The 18,276-nt window shown below is 65.3% G+C and carries 12 protein-coding genes; 5 read left to right on the top strand and 7 right to left on the bottom strand.

Annotation, left to right across the window (positions count from 1 at the left end; translation table 11 throughout):
* Positions 1–138: 138 nt before the first annotated feature.
* The 6 genes from cls to dapC all read right to left on the bottom strand — a co-directional run bounded on the left by cls (position 139) and on the right by dapC (position 6,465).
* Positions 139–1,590: a cardiolipin synthase gene (gene cls / locus P0D68_RS31910; protein ID WP_408302791.1), complete on the bottom strand. Its 1,452-nt coding sequence runs from the start codon at positions 1,588–1,590 to the stop codon at positions 139–141.
* Positions 1,591–1,736: 146 nt separating this feature from the next.
* The gene (prmB, locus tag P0D68_RS31905) at positions 1,737–2,621 is read right to left on the bottom strand and encodes a 50S ribosomal protein L3 N(5)-glutamine methyltransferase (protein ID WP_408185692.1); all 885 of its coding nucleotides are present in this window, start codon (positions 2,619–2,621) and stop codon (positions 1,737–1,739) included.
* Positions 2,622–2,637: 16 nt separating this feature from the next.
* Positions 2,638–3,777 (bottom strand): succinyl-diaminopimelate desuccinylase, encoded by a 1,140-nt coding sequence (dapE, locus tag P0D68_RS31900; protein ID WP_408302837.1) that lies wholly within the window; start codon positions 3,775–3,777, stop codon positions 2,638–2,640.
* 205 nt (positions 3,778–3,982) lie between these two features.
* Complete coding sequence (locus P0D68_RS31895) at positions 3,983–4,348, bottom strand: ArsC family reductase (RefSeq protein WP_408302789.1); 366 nt, start codon at positions 4,346–4,348, stop codon at positions 3,983–3,985.
* Entirely contained in the window at positions 4,348–5,175 is an 828-nt protein-coding gene (dapD, locus tag P0D68_RS31890; RefSeq protein ID WP_027213332.1) for a 2,3,4,5-tetrahydropyridine-2,6-dicarboxylate N-succinyltransferase, read from the bottom strand. Before dapD ends, P0D68_RS31895 begins: the two co-directional genes overlap by 1 nt.
* A 72-nt stretch (positions 5,176–5,247) precedes the next feature.
* Positions 5,248–6,465 carry a succinyldiaminopimelate transaminase gene (gene dapC / locus P0D68_RS31885; RefSeq protein WP_408302787.1) on the bottom strand — a complete coding sequence of 406 codons (1,218 nt, stop codon included), beginning with the start codon at positions 6,463–6,465 and terminating at the stop codon, positions 5,248–5,250.
* 464 nt (positions 6,466–6,929) lie between these two features.
* Here dapC and P0D68_RS31880 point away from each other — a divergent pair, with 464 nt between their 5' ends.
* From P0D68_RS31880 to def, 5 genes are all read left to right on the top strand, one after another.
* Positions 6,930–7,925, top strand: a complete 996-nt coding sequence (locus P0D68_RS31880; RefSeq protein ID WP_091793321.1) for a DMT family transporter — start codon at positions 6,930–6,932, stop codon at positions 7,923–7,925.
* A 158-nt stretch (positions 7,926–8,083) separates the two neighbouring features.
* Positions 8,084–11,602, top strand: coding sequence for a chromosome segregation protein SMC (smc, locus tag P0D68_RS31875; RefSeq protein WP_408302783.1), 3,519 nt, complete (start codon positions 8,084–8,086; stop codon positions 11,600–11,602).
* Positions 11,603–11,741: 139 nt separating this feature from the next.
* A complete protein-coding gene (locus tag P0D68_RS31870; protein WP_408302781.1) occupies positions 11,742–13,034 on the top strand; it encodes a cell division protein ZipA C-terminal FtsZ-binding domain-containing protein in 1,293 nt (430 codons plus the stop codon).
* A gap of 190 nt (positions 13,035–13,224) precedes the next feature.
* Complete coding sequence (gene ligA, locus P0D68_RS31865; RefSeq protein ID WP_408302779.1) at positions 13,225–15,291, top strand: NAD-dependent DNA ligase LigA; 2,067 nt, start codon at positions 13,225–13,227, stop codon at positions 15,289–15,291.
* On the top strand, positions 15,288–15,821 hold the full coding sequence (def, locus tag P0D68_RS31860; protein WP_007181426.1) for a peptide deformylase: 534 nt from the start codon (positions 15,288–15,290) through the stop codon (positions 15,819–15,821). The genes ligA and def overlap by 4 nt, the downstream gene beginning before the upstream one ends.
* 259 nt (positions 15,822–16,080) lie before the next feature.
* On the opposite strand, the gene P0D68_RS31855 is transcribed toward def, so the two are convergent.
* Positions 16,081–18,276: a pseudouridine synthase gene (locus P0D68_RS31855; RefSeq protein WP_408302775.1), complete on the bottom strand. Its 2,196-nt coding sequence runs from the start codon at positions 18,274–18,276 to the stop codon at positions 16,081–16,083.

The following is an 18,276-nucleotide window of genomic DNA, read 5'->3' as shown; positions in this document are numbered from 1 at the left end:
GGTTAGTCCTGGGCGTTAGTCCTTAGCGCGGCTGCCTTGCTGGACTGCTTAGAATCGGCAGCCGGCCGGCTGGGCGCGGGCGCCGACTTCAGTTTCACGCCGTTGCGGCGAATCAGCGCTGTTTGCAGCAGCGCGGCCTCACAGAATTGGCGAAAACAGCCGCGCTACGTGCATGAGCACGCGCTTCAAGGCGCTTGCCTGCCGGTACTCGTTGCGGTCGATTTCGCGCGATTCGGCGAAGTCGGCCAGCAGCATCGTTTCGACCTCTTCGGCGAAGCCGCGATCCACGGTCAGCACCATGATCTCGAAGTTCAGGCGGAACGAGCGGTTGTCGAGGTTGGCGCTGCCGACTGCCGCGGCCACGCTGTCGATCAGCACGACCTTCTGATGCAGGAAGCCCGGCTGGTAGCGGAAGATCCGGATGCCCGCGCGCAGCGAGTCATACGCATACAGCTTCGAGGCCGCGAACACGACGAGGTGATCGCGCCGGCTCGGAATCAGAATGCGTACGTCCACGCCGCGCAGCGCCGCGAGCCGTAATGCCGAGAACACGGCTTCATCGGGAATCAGGTAGGGCGAGGTGATCCAGATCCGCTCGCGCGCCGCATTGATCGCTTCGACGAAAAAGAGCGAGCAGGTCTCCTGCTTGTCCGCCGGGCCGCTCGGCACCACGAGGCAATGCATGCCCCGGCCGCCATCAGGCTGGATGGCCGGAGGGGGCGGCATGTCGAATTCGGGCAACTGCTGCGTGGCCCAGTGCCAGTCTTCGGTGAAGACGAACTGAATGCTTGCGACCGCGGGGCCGCGCACTTCGATATGCGTATCGCGCCATGGCGAAAGTGGTGGCTTGCCGCCGAGATATTCCACGCCCACGTTGTGTCCGCCGACAAACGCGCGTTCGCCGTCCACCGAAACGATCTTGCGGTGATTGCGGAAGTTCACCTGCAGACGGTTGACGAAGCGGCGATGGGTGGCGAACGGATGCGTCTCCACGCCGCCCGCGCGTAGCGCCGCCACATAGCGGTGAGGCAGATCGAAGCTGCCGATGCTGTCGTACAGGAAGTAGACGCGCACGCCCTGTTTTGCTTTCGCAATCAGTGCGTCTTTGAGCATCTCGCCGAGCGCGTCGTCGCGCACGATGAAGAACTGCACGATTACGTAACGGCGCGCATTCTCGATCGCCTCGAAGATGGCCTCGAAAGTCGCCGCGCCGTTGACCAGTGTGCGCACCGTGTTGCCGGGCAGAAACGGCATGCCGCCAAGACGCGTGAGCGAATGCACGAGCCTGCCGCCCAGCTCCAGCGTGGGCAGGTTCGCCGACGAAGTGCGCGTGTCCCATTCCGGCGGATGCGCGCGTGTGCGCAGCAGTTCGTTTTCGACGCGGCGCGCGTCCGCATAGCCGGCAAACTTGCTGCGGCCGAGGAACAGATACGGGATCAGCGTCAGATAGGGCATTGCGACCAGCGACACGGCCCACGCAATCGCGCCTTGCGATGTGCGGGTGTTCAGAATCGCATGGCACGCCGCGACCACGCCGAGAATATGGCAGAGGCCGACCAGCGTGCCGATGTGAAGCAGGTCGAATTGCATAGGTGGACGAAGGGTTGGCGAGGGGCTGGCCTGGCTGGCTCGATGAGCGCCGGGTAGCTGAGCTCGCCCATCTTACCGAACGCGCGTGCATTCGGGGCGCGTGCGGCTCGAGGCGGGCGGTTTTGCTGCGCGAGCGCAGCAAAACTTTAGACCGGCAAATCAGCCGCCTGAATCAGGAACACGTTGTCGTCGCCGGCGCTGGTCGACAGCCAGACCAGATCGAGGCCGCCGAACGCCGCTTCCACGTGCGCGCGCTCATTGCCGATTTCCACCACCAGCACGCCTTCATCGGTCAGCCAGTTGCGCGCTTCGGCGATGATCCGGCGCACGATGTCCATGCCATCGGCGCCGCCCGCCAGCGCCATGTCCGGCTCGTGCTTGTATTCTGCGGGCAGTTCCTGCATGGACGCGGCGTTCACGTACGGCGGGTTGGTGATGATCACGTCGTAGCGGCGCTCGGCGAGCGGCGCGTACAGATCGCCTTCGAACAGGGCGATGCGGTCGTCGAGCTTGTAGTCCGTGACGTTGCGCGTGGCGACTTCCAGCGCGGGCGCGGACAGATCCACCGCGTCGATATCCGCGTTCGGGAACGCATGGGCCGCGAGAATCGCGAGGCAGCCCGAGCCGGTGCACAACTCCAACACGGCGCTCACCTGTTCGGGATCTTCCACGTAGGGCTGCAAACCGTCCTGCAGCAGTTCGCCGATGAACGAGCGCGGCACGATCACGCGTTCGTCCACATAGAAGCGGAAGCCGTGCATCCACGCTTCCTGCGTGATGTAGGCGGCCGGCACGCGCTCGGTGGCGCGGCGCTCGATCACGTTCAGCACGGCGTCGATTTCAGCGGCGCTCAAACGCGCGTCGAGAAACGGCTCCAGCAGATCGAGCGGCAGATGCAGCGTGTGCAGGATCAGATAGGCGGCTTCGTCGTAAGCATTGGCCGAACCGTGGCCGAACGACAGATCGGCCTGGTTGAAGCGCGAAACCGCGAAACGCAGCAGGTCGCGAACGGTGGAAAACGGGAGCGTCATCGCAATAGTCCTTGGGTCACGCAATCAGTTGTTCGAGCACGCGGCGGTACACGTTTTTCAGCGGCTCGATGTGTGCGACTTCGATATGTTCGTCGATCTTGTGGATGCTGGCGTTCAGCGGGCCGAATTCGATCACCTGCGGGCAGATGCGCGCGATGAAGCGGCCGTCCGAAGTGCCGCCGGTCGTCGACAGTTCGGTGGTCACGCCGGTTTCGTCCTTGATCGCCTTGGCAAGCGCGTTCGACAGATCGCCGCGCGGCGTGAGGAACGGCAGCCCGCTCACGGTCCATTGCAGATCGTAATCGAGCCCGTGTTTGTCGAGAATCGCGTGCACGCGCGCCTGCAAACCTTCCACCGTGCTCGCCGTCGAAAAACGGAAGTTGAACATCACGTCCGCGTGGCCGGCAATCACGTTGGTCGCGCCGGTGCCGCTGTGAATGTTCGACACTTGCCACGTGGTGGGCGGGAAATATTCGTTGCCGTCGTCCCAGCGCTCCGCCACCAGTTCGGCGAGCGCGGGCGCGAGCAGATGCACCGGATTTTTCGCCAGATGGGGATAGGCGATATGGCCTTGCACGCCCTTGACGATAAGCTTGCCGGACATCGAACCGCGCCGGCCGTTCTTCACCATATCGCCGAGCTGCGCGCTCGAAGTGGGTTCGCCGACGATGCAGTAGTCCATGCGTTCGCCGCGCGCCTGCAGCGCCTCGACGACCTTGATGGTGCCGTCGGTGGCGGGGCCTTCTTCGTCGCTCGTGATCAGGAACGCGATCGAGCCGCGGTGCGCCGGGTGCGCGGCGACGAACTCCTCGCTCGCCACCACGAAGCCCGCGATCGACGCTTTCATGTCCGCCGCGCCGCGGCCGTACAGTTTGCCGTCACGCTGGGTCGGCTCGAACGGCGCCGAGTGCCACTGTTCGAGCGGGCCGGTCGGCACCACGTCGGTATGACCGGCGAATGTGAGCAGTTTGCCCTCAGTGCCGTCGACGCCGCGTTTCACGGCCCACAGGTTGGTCACGCCGTTCGATTCGATCGTCTCGTGCTCGAAGCCGAGCGCGGCCAGGCGTTCGATCAGGAGGCGCTGGCAATGCTGGTCGTCGGGCGTGACGGACGCGCGCGCGATCAGTTGTTCGGTAAGGGCGAGGGTGCCGGACATGGATTCGATACAAGCCACTTTGAAATGAAAAAATGCCGGCTGGCGGTTGAACACCGCAGCCGGCAACAGCTTTTGAGCCACGCGACCAGGGTCGCGTTTTACTACGTTTTGCGTTCGCGGCGCCGGCGCATGGACTCGCGCCAGACGGCTAGCAGATCCGGCGGCGCTCAACTCCGCGCGCCGGATCCGACGAACAGTGCTGCTCTTACGCAACCAGCGCTTCGTACTCGTCCGCGGAAAAACCGAGCGATTTCACGCGCCCGTTGACCACCAGCACCGGCCGCTTGATCACCGACGGCTTGTGGATCATCAACGCGATCGCGCCCGATTGCGTGTCCGCGGCCGCCTTCATGTCGTCGGACAGGGCGCGCCACGTGGTGCCGCGACGGTTCAGCAACGCGTCGAGCTTCACGTCTTTCAGCCAGTCCTGCACGAGCGGTTCGGTCACGCCATGCTTCTTGAAGTCGTGGAACTCGAACTCGACGCCGTGTTCTTCCAGCCACACGCGGGCTTTCTTCACGGTGTCGCAGTTCGGGATGCCGTAGACGACGGTTTTGGTGCCGCGCGCCATCAGTCGCCTCGCAGCAGCTCGTTCAGGCCGACCTTCGCACGCGTCTTGGCGTCGACCTTCTTCACGATCACGGCGCAGTAGAGGCTGTGCGAACCGTCTTTCGACGGCAGGTTGCCCGCCACCACCACCGAACCCGCCGGAATGCGGCCATACGTGACTTCGCCGGTTTCGCGGTCGTAAATCTTGGTGCTCTGGCCGAGGTACACACCCATCGAGATCACCGAATTCTCTTCGACGATCACGCCTTCCACCACTTCCGAACGCGCGCCGATGAAGCAGTTGTCTTCAATGATGACCGGGTTCGCCTGCAGCGGCTCCAGCACGCCGCCGATGCCCACGCCACCCGACAGGTGAACGTTCTTGCCGATCTGCGCGCACGAACCGACGGTGGCCCACGTGTCGACCATCGTGCCTTCGTCCACGTACGCGCCGATGTTGGTGTACGACGGCATCAGCACGACGTTCTTCGCGATGAACGAGCCGCGGCGCGCGATGGCGGGCGGCACCACGCGGAAGCCGCCGGCAGCGAAGTCTTCAGCGGTGTAGTTGGCGAACTTGGACGGCACCTTGTCGTAGAACTGCGAGTAACCACCCGCAGGCATGGGCGCGTTGTCTTCCAGACGGAACGACAGCAGCACGGCTTTCTTCAGCCACTGATTGACGACCCAGTCGCCGTCTTTCTTCTCGGCGACGCGCAGTGCGCCCTTGTCCAGTTGCTCGATGGCGTGGGCGACGGCTTCGCGCACGTCGGCCGGAGCGGCCTTCGGCGACAGTTCGGCGCGGTTTTCCCAGGCGGTGTCAATGATCTGCTGAAGTTGTTGCGACATATGCGTGCTTTATCGAAGAGTTGAAGTCTGAAGAAGGGGATGCGGTGCGCGAGGGTTGCAATCAGTGAAGACTCAACCCGCCAGCGCACGGCAAAAGTCGACGATCCGCTGCGCGCCTTGCGTGCATTCGTCGACGTCGGCGACGAGCGCCATGCGCACGAAATTGCGGCCGGGGTTCACGCCATGCGCTGTGCGCGCGAGGAACGAGCCCGGCAGAACCGTCACATTATAGTCGGCGTAGAGGCGCTGGGCGAACTCGGTGTCCGTGAGGCCCGTGCGCGAGACGTCCGCCCACAGGTAGAACGCGGCATCCGGCAGGCGCACGTCGAGCACCTCGGCGAGCATTGGCGTGACCGTGGAAAACTTCTGCACATACTTCGCACGGTTCTCGCGCACGTGCGCCTCGTCATTCCAGGCGGCGATGCTGGCATTCTGGAACACGGTCGACAAGGCCGCGCCGTGGTATGTCCGGTATAGCAGGAAGCTCTTGAGAATCGCCGCGTCGCCCGCGACGAATCCCGAGCGCATGCCCGGCACGTTCGAACGCTTGGACAGGCTCGATAGCATGATGAGCCGCTCGAACCCGCGGCCGAGCTTGTGGGCCGCTTCCAGACCGCCGAGCGGCGGGCTGGCTTCGTCGAAATAGATTTCGGAGTAGCACTCGTCCGAGGCGATCACGAAACCGTAGCGGTCCGACAGCGCGAACAGTTCGCGCCAGTCGTCGAGCGTGAGCACCGCGCCGGTCGGATTGCCGGGCGAGCAGACGTAAAGCAGCTGCGTGCGCGCCCAGATATCGGCCGGCACCGCCGAATAGTCGCAGGCAAAGTTGCGCGCCGGGTCGCTATTGACGAAGTACGGCTGCGCGCCGCCCAGAATCGCCGCGCCTTCGTAGATTTGGTAGAACGGGTTCGGACAGAGTACGATCGCAGGCTCGCCGTCAGCATTCTTTTTCGGGTCGAGCACGGTTTGGGCGAGGGCGAACAACGCCTCGCGCGAACCCGATACCGGCAGCACCTGGGTGGCCGGATCGACCGGCGGCAGGTTGTAGCGCTGCGTAACCCACTTCGCGATCGACTCGCGCAGGGCAGGCGTTCCGATCGTGGCCGGATACGCGGACAAGCCGCCGAGCGAGGCCACCACGGCGTCGCGGATCAGCGCCGGCGTGGGGTGTTTCGGCTCGCCGATGCCGAAGCTGATATGCGCGAGGCCGGCGTTCGGCGTGACGTCCGCGAAAAGCGCGCGCAGCTTTTCGAACGGGTAGGGCTGAAGGGAGTCGAGTAGCGGGTTCACTGGGCGGATCGAGCCTGATCGAAGATGGGCGCTGACGGATGCAGAAAGAAGCGGCGCACGCGCTGGCGGCGGTAAAGCGCAAAAACACGCTCGAAAGATGGCAGCAGCGGCGAGCGGATGATTATAGCGTGGTGAGCCTGGCGTGGCGGGCCTACCGTGGCGCAGGGTTTCGCGGGCGGGCCTGAGCCGGCGGCGCCGCGCCGCGCCACGCCAGGCCCGGCCCGGCCAGTTGAACGGTCAAGCAGATTAGGGACCCCGCGCCGGCAAGCACCGGCGCAACCCGCCAGGTGGCGCAGGCAATGCGCTGCAGCGGGAACGACGCGAGCCGCCGACGGTTCGCGCAAGCAAGAAGCAGGAGCAGCAATGTACGCAGCAGCCCCGGAGACATCCGGACACAACAGGCGCGGGAGCGCCGCGGTCCGTGACAGACACACCCCGAACGCCTCCGCAAGGAGTTCCGCACCATGACCAACTGGCTTCGCAACGGTTGGCCCACGCTCGCGATCATGCTGGGCGCGTCGGTGTGGGGAATGATCTGGTATCCATTGCGCATGCTGAATGCGCTCGGCGTGACCGGCACGGCAGCCAGCGCGCTGACGAGCGGCGCCGGCTGCCTGTTCGTGCTGCTGGTGCGGTATCGCGCGCTCAAGACTGTGCGCTGGCACTGGCTGCTGCCCGCTCTCGCGCTGGCCGCGGGCATCACCAACCTCGGCTTCGTGTGGGGTTCGATTCATGGCGAGGTGATGCGTGTGTTGCTGCTGTTCTATCTCACCCCGGCGTGGACCGCGCTCTTCGCGCACTTCATCCTGCATGAGCGGCTCACGTGGTCGGGGGCGGGGCTGGCCGCGCTGTCGCTAGCCGGCGCGATGACCATGTTGTGGTCGCCGCAACTGGGCATTCCCGTGCCGGGCAATCTCGCCGAATGGGCGGGCCTCGCGGGCGGCATGGGCTTTGCCATGAGCAACGTGCTGATTCTCAAGACGAGCCGCGTGTTGCCTGATATGAAGCCGGAAATGCGCACCGCGACGATTTTCGGCGGCGCGGCGATTTTCGGCGCCTGTGCTTCGCTATTCGAGGCGATGCCCGCGCCGCCCACCGGCGCGCATCTCGGCACGGCCGCGTTACTGGTGCTCGGCCTCGGTTTTCTGCTCGCGTCGAACAATATGCTGGTGCAGTACGGGCTCGCGCGCGTGCCGGCCAACCGCGCTTCGATCATCATGCTGTTCGAGATCGTAGTCACGGCGTTGTCGGCGTGGCTTTTCGCCGGCGAGACGCCCGGTCCGCGCGAATGGGCCGGCGGCGTGTGCATCGTGCTGGCCTCGGCGCTGTCCAGTTGGGTGCATCGGACCAAGGCCATGCCGCCCGATCCGGCCATTCAGGAAGAAAGCCTCGTGAATGAACGCAATGCAGACCTCGGCGAGCACAAGGACGGCAAGAACCCTCCACGCGCGATGGTATGATTGCCCCTCATTAGCCGGCACATGTCTGAACGCATGAAGCCGGCACCCGTGTCCCGAGGGTTTGTTGGGTTTCGCGGGCCGTGTCGCTCTTTCGGCGAACGGCTGGCGCGGCCTTCACGAGCCACCCATTTTTTCCCTTTTCAAACAGCGAAATCGCCGTGCGTCTGACCTCGATCAAACTCGCTGGCTTCAAGTCATTCGTCGATCCCACGCATTTCCAGGTTCCGGGCCAGCTAGTCGGCGTGGTCGGACCGAACGGGTGCGGCAAGTCCAATATCATCGACGCCGTGCGCTGGGTGCTCGGCGAATCGCGCGCCTCCGAGTTGCGCGGCGAATCGATGCAGGACGTGATCTTCAATGGCTCGACCGCGCGCAAGCCGGGTAGCCGCGCCAGCGTCGAACTCGTGTTCGACAATGCCGACGGACGTGCCGCCGGCCAGTGGGGGCAGTATGCCGAAATCGCCGTCAAGCGCGTGCTCACGCGCGACGGCACCTCGAGCTACTACATCAACAATCTGCCGGCGCGTCGCCGGGACATTCAGGACATCTTCCTCGGCACCGGTCTCGGGCCGCGCGCCTACGCGATCATCGGGCAGGGCATGATCGCGCGCCTGATCGAGGCGAAGCCGGAAGAGTTGCGCGTGTTCCTCGAAGAAGCCGCAGGTGTGTCGAAGTACAAGGAACGCCGCCGCGAAACCGAGAACCGGTTGCACGACACGCGCGAGAATCTGACGCGGGTCGAGGACATCGTCCGCGAACTGGGGGCGAACCTCGAGAAGCTGGAAGCGCAGGCGGTGGTCGCCACGCGTTACAAGGAATTGCAGACCGACGGCGAAGAGAAGCAACGGCTCTTGTGGCTGTTGCGCAAGAACGAAGCCGGCAGCGAGCAGGAACGCCAGCAGCGTGCGATCGAACAGGCCCAGATCGATCTCGAAGCGCACACTGCGAAGCTGCGCGAAGTCGAAGCGCAACTCGAAACGCTGCGCGTCGCGCATTACTCCGCGAGCGACGCGATGCAGGGCGCGCAAGGCGCGCTCTACGAGGCAAATTCTGAAGTCAGTCGGCTCGAAGCCGAGATCAAGTTCATCGTCGAATCGCGCAATCGCGTGCAGGCGCAGATCGCCGCGCTGAATGCGCAGCGTGAGCAGTGGCAGTCGCAGGCGCAAAAAGCGCAAGACGATCTCGCGGACGCCGAAGAACAACTGGCCGTTGCCGAAGAAAAAGCCGCGCTAGCCGAAGACGAAGCCGCCGCCAAGCACGACGCGATGCCCGCGCTCGAAGCGCGCTGGCGCGATGCGCAAACGGAGTTGAACGCCGAGCGCGGCGGGATCGCGCAAACCGAACAGGCGCTCAAGCTCGAAGCCGCGCATCAGCGCAATGCCGATCAGCAATTGCAGCAATTGCAGGCGCGTCACGAGCGTTTGAAGTCGGAAGCAGGCGGTCTCGACGCCCCCGACGAAGCGCAGCTCGAAGACTTGCGCATGCAGCTTGCCGAGCACGAAGAAATCCTGCACGACGCACAAACGCGTCTCGCCGACGCGCAGGAAACGCTGCCGCGTCTGGACGGCGAACGCCGCGCCGCGCAGGAGCGCGTGCAGGCGGAAAGCGCGCAGATTCATCAGCTCGACGCGCGCCTCGCCGCGCTCAAGCAGTTGCAGGAAAACGTCCAGACCGAAGGCAAGATCCAGCCGTGGCTCGAAAAGCATGAACTGGGCGGCTTGCCGCGTCTGTGGAAAAAGCTGCATGTCGAAGCTGGTTGGGAAGCTGCGCTCGAGGCCGTGCTGCGCGAGCGGCTCGCCGCGCTGGAAGTGTCGAACCTCGACTGGGTCAAGGCATTCGCCACCGACGCGCCGCCCGCCAAGCTCGCCTTCTACGCGCCGCCCGTGGCCGGGCAGCCGTCCGTCACGCCGCCCGCGCTGCGGCCGCTGCTGTCGCTGGTGCGGATCGACGACGCGGGCATCCGCGCGGTGCTCAACGACTGGCTCGGCCTCGCGTTCGTCGCCGACGATCTGCAGCAGGCGCTCGCCATGCGCTCGCAGTTGCCGGAAGGCGGCTCGTTTGTCGTCAAGGCGGGCCATGTGGTGACGCGCGTGGGCGTGCAACTGTATGCCGCCGACTCCGAACAGGCCGGCATGCTGGCCCGTCAGCAGGAAATCGAAAATCTGGCGCGCCAGGTGCGCGCGCAAGCCTTGCTCGCCGACGAGGCGAAGGCCGCCGCGATCCGCGCCGAAGCCGCGCACACGCAAGCCGCCCAGGCCTTGACCGAGGTGCGTCAGCAGGCGGAGCGCGCCACGCAGCGGGTGCACGCCTTGCAGATGGACGTGCTCAAGCTCACCCAGGCGCACGAGCGTTACACGCAGCGCAGCACGCAGATTCGCGAGGAACTCGAAGAGATCACCGCGCAGATCGAAGAGCAGCGCGCCATGCGTGCGGAGTCGGAAGCGAACTTCGAGCGTCACGATGGTGAGCTGGCCGAATTGCAGGCGCGCTTCGAAGATCATCAACTGGCGTTCGAGGCGCTCGACGAACAACTCACCGCCGCGCGCGCTCAGGCCCGCGATCTCGACCGCGCCGCCACCGACGCGCGCTTTGCCGCGCGCAACATGGCGAACCGCATCGACGAATTGAAGCGCAGTATTCAGGTCGCGCACGAGCAGAGCGAGCGTGTTGCGGCGTCGCTGGAAGACGCGCGCGCCGAGCTGGAAACGATCAACGAGCAGACCGCGCACACCGGCTTGCAGGACGCGCTCGACATTCGCGCAGTCAAGGAAGAAGCGCTGCACGCCGCGCGCCTCGAACTCGACGATCTCACCGCCAAGCTGCGTGCCGCCGACGAAACGCGTCTCACAGCCGAGCGCGCGCTGCAGCCGTTGCGCGACCGGATCAACGAATTGCAGTTGAAGGAACAGGCGGCGCGCCTGAACGGCGAGCAGTTCATCGAGCAACTGGCCGCGGCCGGTGTCGACGAGGCGCAATTGCAGGCCAAGCTCACGCCGGACATGAAGCCGTCGTATCTGCAGGGCGAAGTCACGCGCATCAACAACGCGATCACCGCGCTCGGTCCGGTCAACATGGCCGCGCTCGACGAACTGAAGGCGGCGACCGAGCGCAAGTCGTTCCTCGACTCGCAATCGGCCGACCTGAACAGCGCGATCGAAACGCTCGAAGACGCGATCCGCAAGATCGACGCGGAAACGCGCACGCTGTTGCAAGGCACCTTCGACCAGGTGAACCAGCATTTCGGCGAACTGTTCCCGCGTCTGTTCGGCGGCGGCCAGGCGAGGCTGATCATGACCGGCGACGAGATTCTCGACGCCGGCGTGCAGGTCATGGCGCAGCCGCCGGGCAAGAAGAATTCGACGATTCACCTGCTGTCGGGCGGCGAAAAAGCGCTGACCGCCACCGCACTGGTGTTCGCGATGTTCCAGCTGAATCCCGCGCCGTTCTGTCTGCTCGACGAAGTGGACGCGCCGCTCGACGACGCCAATACGGAACGCTTCGCGAACCTCGTGCGTGCGATGTCGGACAAAACCCAGTTCCTTTTCATCTCGCACAACAAGATCGCGATGGAAATGGCGCAGCAGTTGATCGGCGTGACCATGCAGGAGCAGGGCGTGTCGCGGATCGTTGCCGTCGACATGGAAACGGCTGCGGGTTTCGCCCAGAATATCGTTTGAGTTGCGCTTGAGTTGCGCTTGAGTTGCTTTTGAGTCGACATTCGCGGGTGTCCGCGTTCAGCGCAGCGGCCGTTGGCCGCGCGACACGTGAGCCGGGCGTAGAAGCCGCGCAGATAAAAGAATTGCTGATGGAGCATGCATGGACGAGTTGACACTCGGTTTGATCGGCGCGGGTGCCGTGGTGGTCGGGGGCGTGGTCGTGTACAACGCGTGGCAGGGCGCGAAGGTGCGCCGCAAGATGCCGCGGCCAATGCCGGCCGACACCGCCGAGAACTTCGCGCGGGACGATCAGGAGGAACAGAGCCCGTTCATCGAGCCGGCCCGGCCGACCACGCGCCGCGAGCCGGTGGTGGGCGCCGAAGCGGCAGGAGAAACCGCGGCGGCGCGCGTCGAGCCGACTTTCGGCGGCCCCGCTACAGCGGCTGCGCCACTCGATACGCCGGCCGATATTCAGGCCGAGACGACCACGCCGAACGGCTACCCGGAAGCCGAGGGCGTGGCTGAAGCCGAAGGCGGCGAGCACGCGCAGGCCGGCAAGGCCGCGCAAGCCGCTCACCTGACCGACGAACCGGCCGAGCCGATTCTGCCCGCCGCCACGACGATTTCGTCCGCGCCGCCGGCTATCGTCGATCGCCGCATCGACTGTATCGTGCCGATTCGTTTGAATGGCCCGGTCGCTGGCGACAAGGTGATCCCGCTTGCGCAGCGTCTGCGCCGCGCGGGCAGCAAGCCGGTGCATATCGAGGGCAAGCTCGAAGGCGGCGCGTGGGAACTGCTGCAGAACGGCGCGCGCTACGAAGAGTTGCGCGCGGCCGCGCAGTTGGCCAATCGCAGCGGCGCGTTGAACGAACTGGAGTTCTCCGAGTTCGTGACCGGCGTGCAGCAATTTGCCGACGCGCTGGATGCGTCGCCGGAATTCCCCGACATGCTCGAAACGGTGGCGATGGCGCGTGAACTCGACGGCTTCGCCGCGCAGTGCGACGCGCAATTGTCGATCAACGTGCTCTCCGACGGCGCGCCCTGGTCCGCCAACTACGTGCAGGCGATCGCGTCGCAAGACGGGCTGCTGCTGTCGCGCGACGGTACGCGTTTCGTCAAGCTCGACGCGCGGCAAAGCCCGGTATTCATGCTGCAATTCGGCGACACCAACTTCCTGCGCGACGACCTGACCTACAAGGGCGGCCAGATGATCACGCTGGTGCTCGACGTGCCGGTGGCCGACGAAGACATCCTGCCGTTCCGCCTGATGTGCGACTACGCAAAATCGTTGGCTGAGCGTATTGGCGGGCGGGTGGTCGACGACGGCCGCCGTCCGTTGCCGGAAACCGCGTTGCTCGCAATCGAAAAGCAACTGATGACGCTCTATGCGAAGCTCGAACAGGCGGGGATCCCCGCGGGTTCGCCGGCCACGCGGCGCTTGTTCAGCCAGTAATTTTTTACGTTTTTACCGATGTCCGCAACGGCCGCACGATGTGCGGCCGTTGTCGTTTCAGGCGGCGGTTTCACGCGCAGCCGGCGACCGGGAGCACCCCGTGCCGAAACTGGCCATTCGGCCGATGTAAAGGGGCACGCTTCCTGCGATAATCCAATGTCTGAATTTCACCGAAGAACCTTCCGACAGCATGGCCCGAACCCCCGTCTCACCCTCCGCAAGCAGTGCCCCGGCAGAGCGCGCCGCGTGGCTGCGCGCGGAACTCGAACGCGCCAATTACGCGTACTACGTGCTCGACCAGCCGGACCTGCCCGACGCGGAATATGACCGGCTGTTCAAGGAACTCGAGCGCATCGAGACGGAACATCCTGACCTGATCGTGCCGGATTCGCCCACTCAACGCGTGGGCGGCGAGGCGGCCAGCGGTTTCGAGCCGGTCGTGCACGACCAGCCCATGCTGTCGCTGAACAACGGTTTCGCGGACGAAGACATCGTTGCATTCGACAAGCGTATCGGCGATGCGCTCGGCAAGAATGCGAGCGAGCCCCCGGTGCCGGTCGATTACGCGGCCGAACTGAAGTTCGACGGCCTTGCCATCTCGCTGCGTTACGTCGACGGCGTGTTCGCTCAGGCGTCCACGCGCGGCGACGGCACGACCGGCGAGAACGTCACCGAAAACGTCCGCACGATCCGCTCCATTCCGCTCAAGCTCAAGGGCAAACGCGTGCCGGCCGTGCTCGACGTGCGTGGCGAAGTGCTGATGTTCAAGCGCGATTTCGAGCGTCTGAACGAACGTCAGCGGGCTGCTGAACAGAAGGAGTTCGCCAACCCGCGCAATGCGGCGGCGGGCAGTTTGCGGCAACTCGATTCGAAGATCACCGCGCAGCGGCCGCTGTCGTTTTTCGCTTATGGAATCGGCGTGCTCGAAGGCATGGACATGCCGGCCACGCATAGCGAACTGCTCGACTGGTACAAAGAACTCGGCTTGCCTGTGAATGGCGAACGCGCGGTGGTGCGGGGCGCAGAGGGCTTGCTGGGGTTTTTCCACGCCGTTGGCGAGAAGCGCGAGAAGCTGCCGTACGACATCGACGGTGTGGTGTACAAGGTCAACCGGCGCGATGAGCAGGAGGCGCTCGGTTTCGTGTCGCGCGCGCCGCGTTTCGCGCTCGCGCACAAATTCCCCGCGCAGGAGGCGCTCACCAGACTCGTCGCGATCGACGTGCAGGTCGGCCGTACCGGTGCGATTACGCCGGTGGCGCGGCTCGAGCCGGTGTTCGTCGGCGGCGCGACGGTCACGAACGCCACGCTGCACAACGAAGACGAAGTGCGCCGCAAGGACATCCGCATCGGCGACACGGTGATCGTGCGGCGCGCCGGCGACGTGATTCCCGAAGTGGTGAGCGCGCTGCTCGACCGGCGTCCTGAGGATGCCCGCGAGTTCGTCATGCCCACGCATTGCCCGGTGTGCGGCTCGAATATCGAGCGCTTGCCGGACGAGGCGATTGCGCGCTGTACCGGCGGACTGTTCTGCCCGGCGCAGCGCAAGCAGGCGCTGTGGCATTTCGCGCAGCGGCGCGCGCTGGATATCGACGGACTGGGCGAAAAGATCATCGATCAACTGGTCGAGCAGAATCTCGTGCGTACGCCGGCCGATCTGTTCAATGTCGGCTTCGCGACGCTCGCCGAACTCGACCGTTTTGCGGAAAAGTCCGCGCAGAACCTGCTCGACTCGCTCGAAAAGGCCAAGCACACCACGTTGGCGCGCTTCATCTACGCGCTCGGTATTCGCCATGTGGGCGAGTCCACGGCAAAGGACCTGGCCAAGCACTTCGGCTCGCTGGATCCGATCATGGACGCGTCGGTGGAAGCCTTGCTGGAGGTCAACGACGTCGGGCCGGTAGTGGCCGAGTCGATTCATCAGTTCTTCGCCGAAGAGCACAACCGCACGGTGATCGAACAACTGCGCGCGCCGGGTAAAGTCACGTGGGCGGAAGGGCCGCCGGCGCCGAAAGCGCCTGTGGGCGTGCTGGCCGGCAAGACGGTCGTGTTGACCGGCACCTTGCCGAGCCTCGCGCGCGAAGAGGCGAAGGAAATGCTGGAGGCCGCCGGCGCGAAGGTGGCTGGCTCCGTGTCGAAGAAAACGGACTATGTGGTGGCGGGAGCTGAAGCTGGCAGCAAGTTGGCGAAGGCCGAGGAACTCGGCATTCCCGTACTCGACGAAGATGGTATGCGTAAGCTCCTGGAGGGGCAGTTATGATCCGCGAAATTCTTAAGATGGGCGATCCGCGCCTTTTGCGTATTGCCGATCCGGTCGATCACTTCGACACGCCCGAATTGCATGAACTCGTGAAGGACATGTTCGAGACCATGCATGACGCCAATGGCGCGGGCCTTGCCGCGCCGCAGATCGGCGTCAATCTGCAGGTGGTGATCTTCGGCTTCGGCCACAACGAGCGCTATCCGGACGCGCCGCCAGTGCCGGAAACGGTGCTGATCAATCCGACCATCACGCCGGTCTCGCAGGACATGGAAGAGGGCTGGGAAGGCTGCCTGTCTGTGCCGGGCTTGCGCGGCGCGGTGAGCCGGTTTTCGATGATCAAGTATCACGGCTTCGACCAATACGGCAAACCGATTGATCGCGTCGCGGAGGGTTTTCACGCGCGCGTCGTGCAGCATGAGTGCGATCACCTGATCGGCAAGCTCTATCCGATGCGGATCAACGACTTCGCGAAGTTCGGTTTCACGGAAGTGCTGTTTCCGGATATGGATCCGAATAGCGACGATTGAAGCTGTTGGGGTGATGTGGCGCGGCGTGATGAACCACCGCGGGTGTTCCTATAGCGGCAAACTGGCGCGACTCTCGGACCTGGTGAAGCGTGAGACTCGTCCAGCGTCGTATACGCTGACAGGCGGCAGGGCGCCGGAAGGACCGGCTCATTAGCAAACGACCCCACGTTTTCGAACAAACGTGGGGTCGTTTTGCACCGCCGCCAGGCTATCGACCGGGTGAGGATCTAACCGCGCCCTCAGCACCGGACACATAGTTTCAGAACGATTCGTCGGCTGACAGGTAGCGCCATTGCCCAGGCGGCAGCGCGCCCAGCATCACACGGCCCATGCGCACGCGCTTCAGGCCGATCACTTCGAGGCCGACCAGTTCGCACATGCGGCGAATCTGGCGCTTCTTGCCTTCGCGCAGCACAAAACGCAATTGTTCGCCGTTCTGCCAGCTGACCTGCGCGGGTTTGAGCGGCACATCGTCGAGCGACAGGCCGTGCCGCAGCAGCGCCAGACTTTCCGGCGGGAAGTGGTTTTCGACGTCGGTGGTGTGCTCGCCGAACGCCACGCGCACGAGATACTCCTTGTCGATTTCCGAATGACCGCCGATCAGCTGCTTCGCGATACGGCCGTCCTGAGTCAGTACCAGCAAGCCCGTCGAGTCGATGTCCAGACGGCCGGCCGGTGCGAGCTGGCGCAAATGCGCGACCGAAAAGCGAATGTCCGAGCGGTCGCCTTCCCAGCGGTTCTCCGGCGTAACGAGCGTGATGGCCGGTTGATAACCGTCTTCCGCCTGACCCGAGACGAAGCCCACTGTCTTGTGGATCAGCACTGTCACCTGGCTTGCTTGCGCGGCTTCGGCGGCGGGGTCGATCTCGATACGCTGGTCCGGGCGAACCTTGGTGCCGAGCGTGTCGATGCGCTCGCCGTCCACCATCACCCAGCCTTTTTCGATCCACTCGTCGGCTTCGCGGCGCGAACACATACCGAGTTCCGACATCAGCTTGGACAGGCGCAAAGTGCCCGGCGCGTCTTCGTAATCGCGACGCGGCGTGCGCGGCGTGGCATCGACTTCGGAATCGCGCTCGCTTCGTGCTGCGCCGCGCGGCTTGTCGGCGCGCGCGGGACGCTCGTCGCCGAAGCGGCGTCCGGCGGCGGGCAAGGTTTTGTCGAAGCTGCGGACAGGGCGCTCGGTGCGCTCGGTGCGTTCCGCGCCGCGCGCAGGACGGTCGCCGAATTCGCGTTTGGCCGGCGCGCGATCGCCGCGCTCGTCGCGCGGAGCGCGAGCCGGACGGTCGGAGCGCTCGCCGTAGCCGCTCTTGACGGGCTTGGCAAAACTGCGTTCACCGCGTTCGGACGAACCGCGCTCGCCTTCGAAACGGCGCGGCGCGCTGTCGCTGCGCGGCCCGCGCTCACCGCCACGGCGCTCTTGCGGAGCGCCACGGTCGCTGCTGAAGCGCGGACGGTCGGACGCATCGCGCTCACGACGTTCCGGACGATCGCCGCGCGACGAGCCTTCGGACGGACGGCCCGCGCCAGGACGCGCACCGCTGAACGGGCGGCGTTCGCCATCGTCGCGGCGCGGGGCGCGGTCGCTGCTGCCTTCAAACCGGCGTGGCGGGCGTTCACCCTCGGTGCGACGGGGGGCGCGGTCGCTGGCACCTTCAAACCGACGTGGGGCGCGTTCACCCTCAGCGCGGCGCGGGGCGCGTTCGCTACGATCACCACTGCCTTCAAACCGGCGCGGGGCGCGTTCGCCATCGTCGCGACGCGGGGCGCGCTCGCTGCTGCCTTCAAACCGACGCGGTGCACGTTCACCCTCAGCCCTGCGGGGTGCGCGTTCACTGCGGTCAGCGCCACCTTCAAAGCGACGCGGTGCACGTTCACCTTCGGTGCGACGGAGTGGGCGTTCGCTGCGGTCAGCACCACCTTCAAACCGACGTGGCGCGCGCTCTCCCTCGGCGCGGCGCGGGGCACGTTCGCTGCCACCTTCAAAACGGCGCGGTGCCCGCTCACCCTCGGCCCTGCGCGGCCCACGTTCGCTACGATCACCGCTGCCCTCAAACCGGCGCGGGGCGCGTTCACCATCGTCGCGACGCGGAGCGCGCTCGCCGCTGCCTTCAAACCGGCGCGGCGCACCCGTATTGCCGGCGCCTTCGCGGCGCGGCGGCCGATCCGACGCGGCGCGCTGAGTCCCACCCGCCGTCCGCTCGCGCGAAAACGACCCTTCGGCCTGTGCCGGACGAGCGCCGGCGCCCACCGGCTTGCCGCCGGCCGGTCGCTTGCCGCTTCCAGCCGGCGCGCCCGCACGTTCGCTCCGGGCTCCGCCGACACCCGCGGTCGACTCAGAAGGCTTCGGCCCCGCCGGGCGCGTCGGCTTACGCGCCGATGGACTTCCGGTACGGACAGGGGCGCGTTCGGACGAAGCCGGCCGCGGGTGCTTGGCTGTTAATTTGACTCGCAT

This window comes from Paraburkholderia sp. RL17-380-BIE-A, assembly GCF_046028085.1.
In the GTDB taxonomy this organism is placed as follows: Bacteria; Pseudomonadota; Gammaproteobacteria; order Burkholderiales; family Burkholderiaceae; genus Paraburkholderia.
Note: the sequence above shows the minus strand (reverse complement) of the source record. Positions and strands in the feature narration are given on the sequence as shown.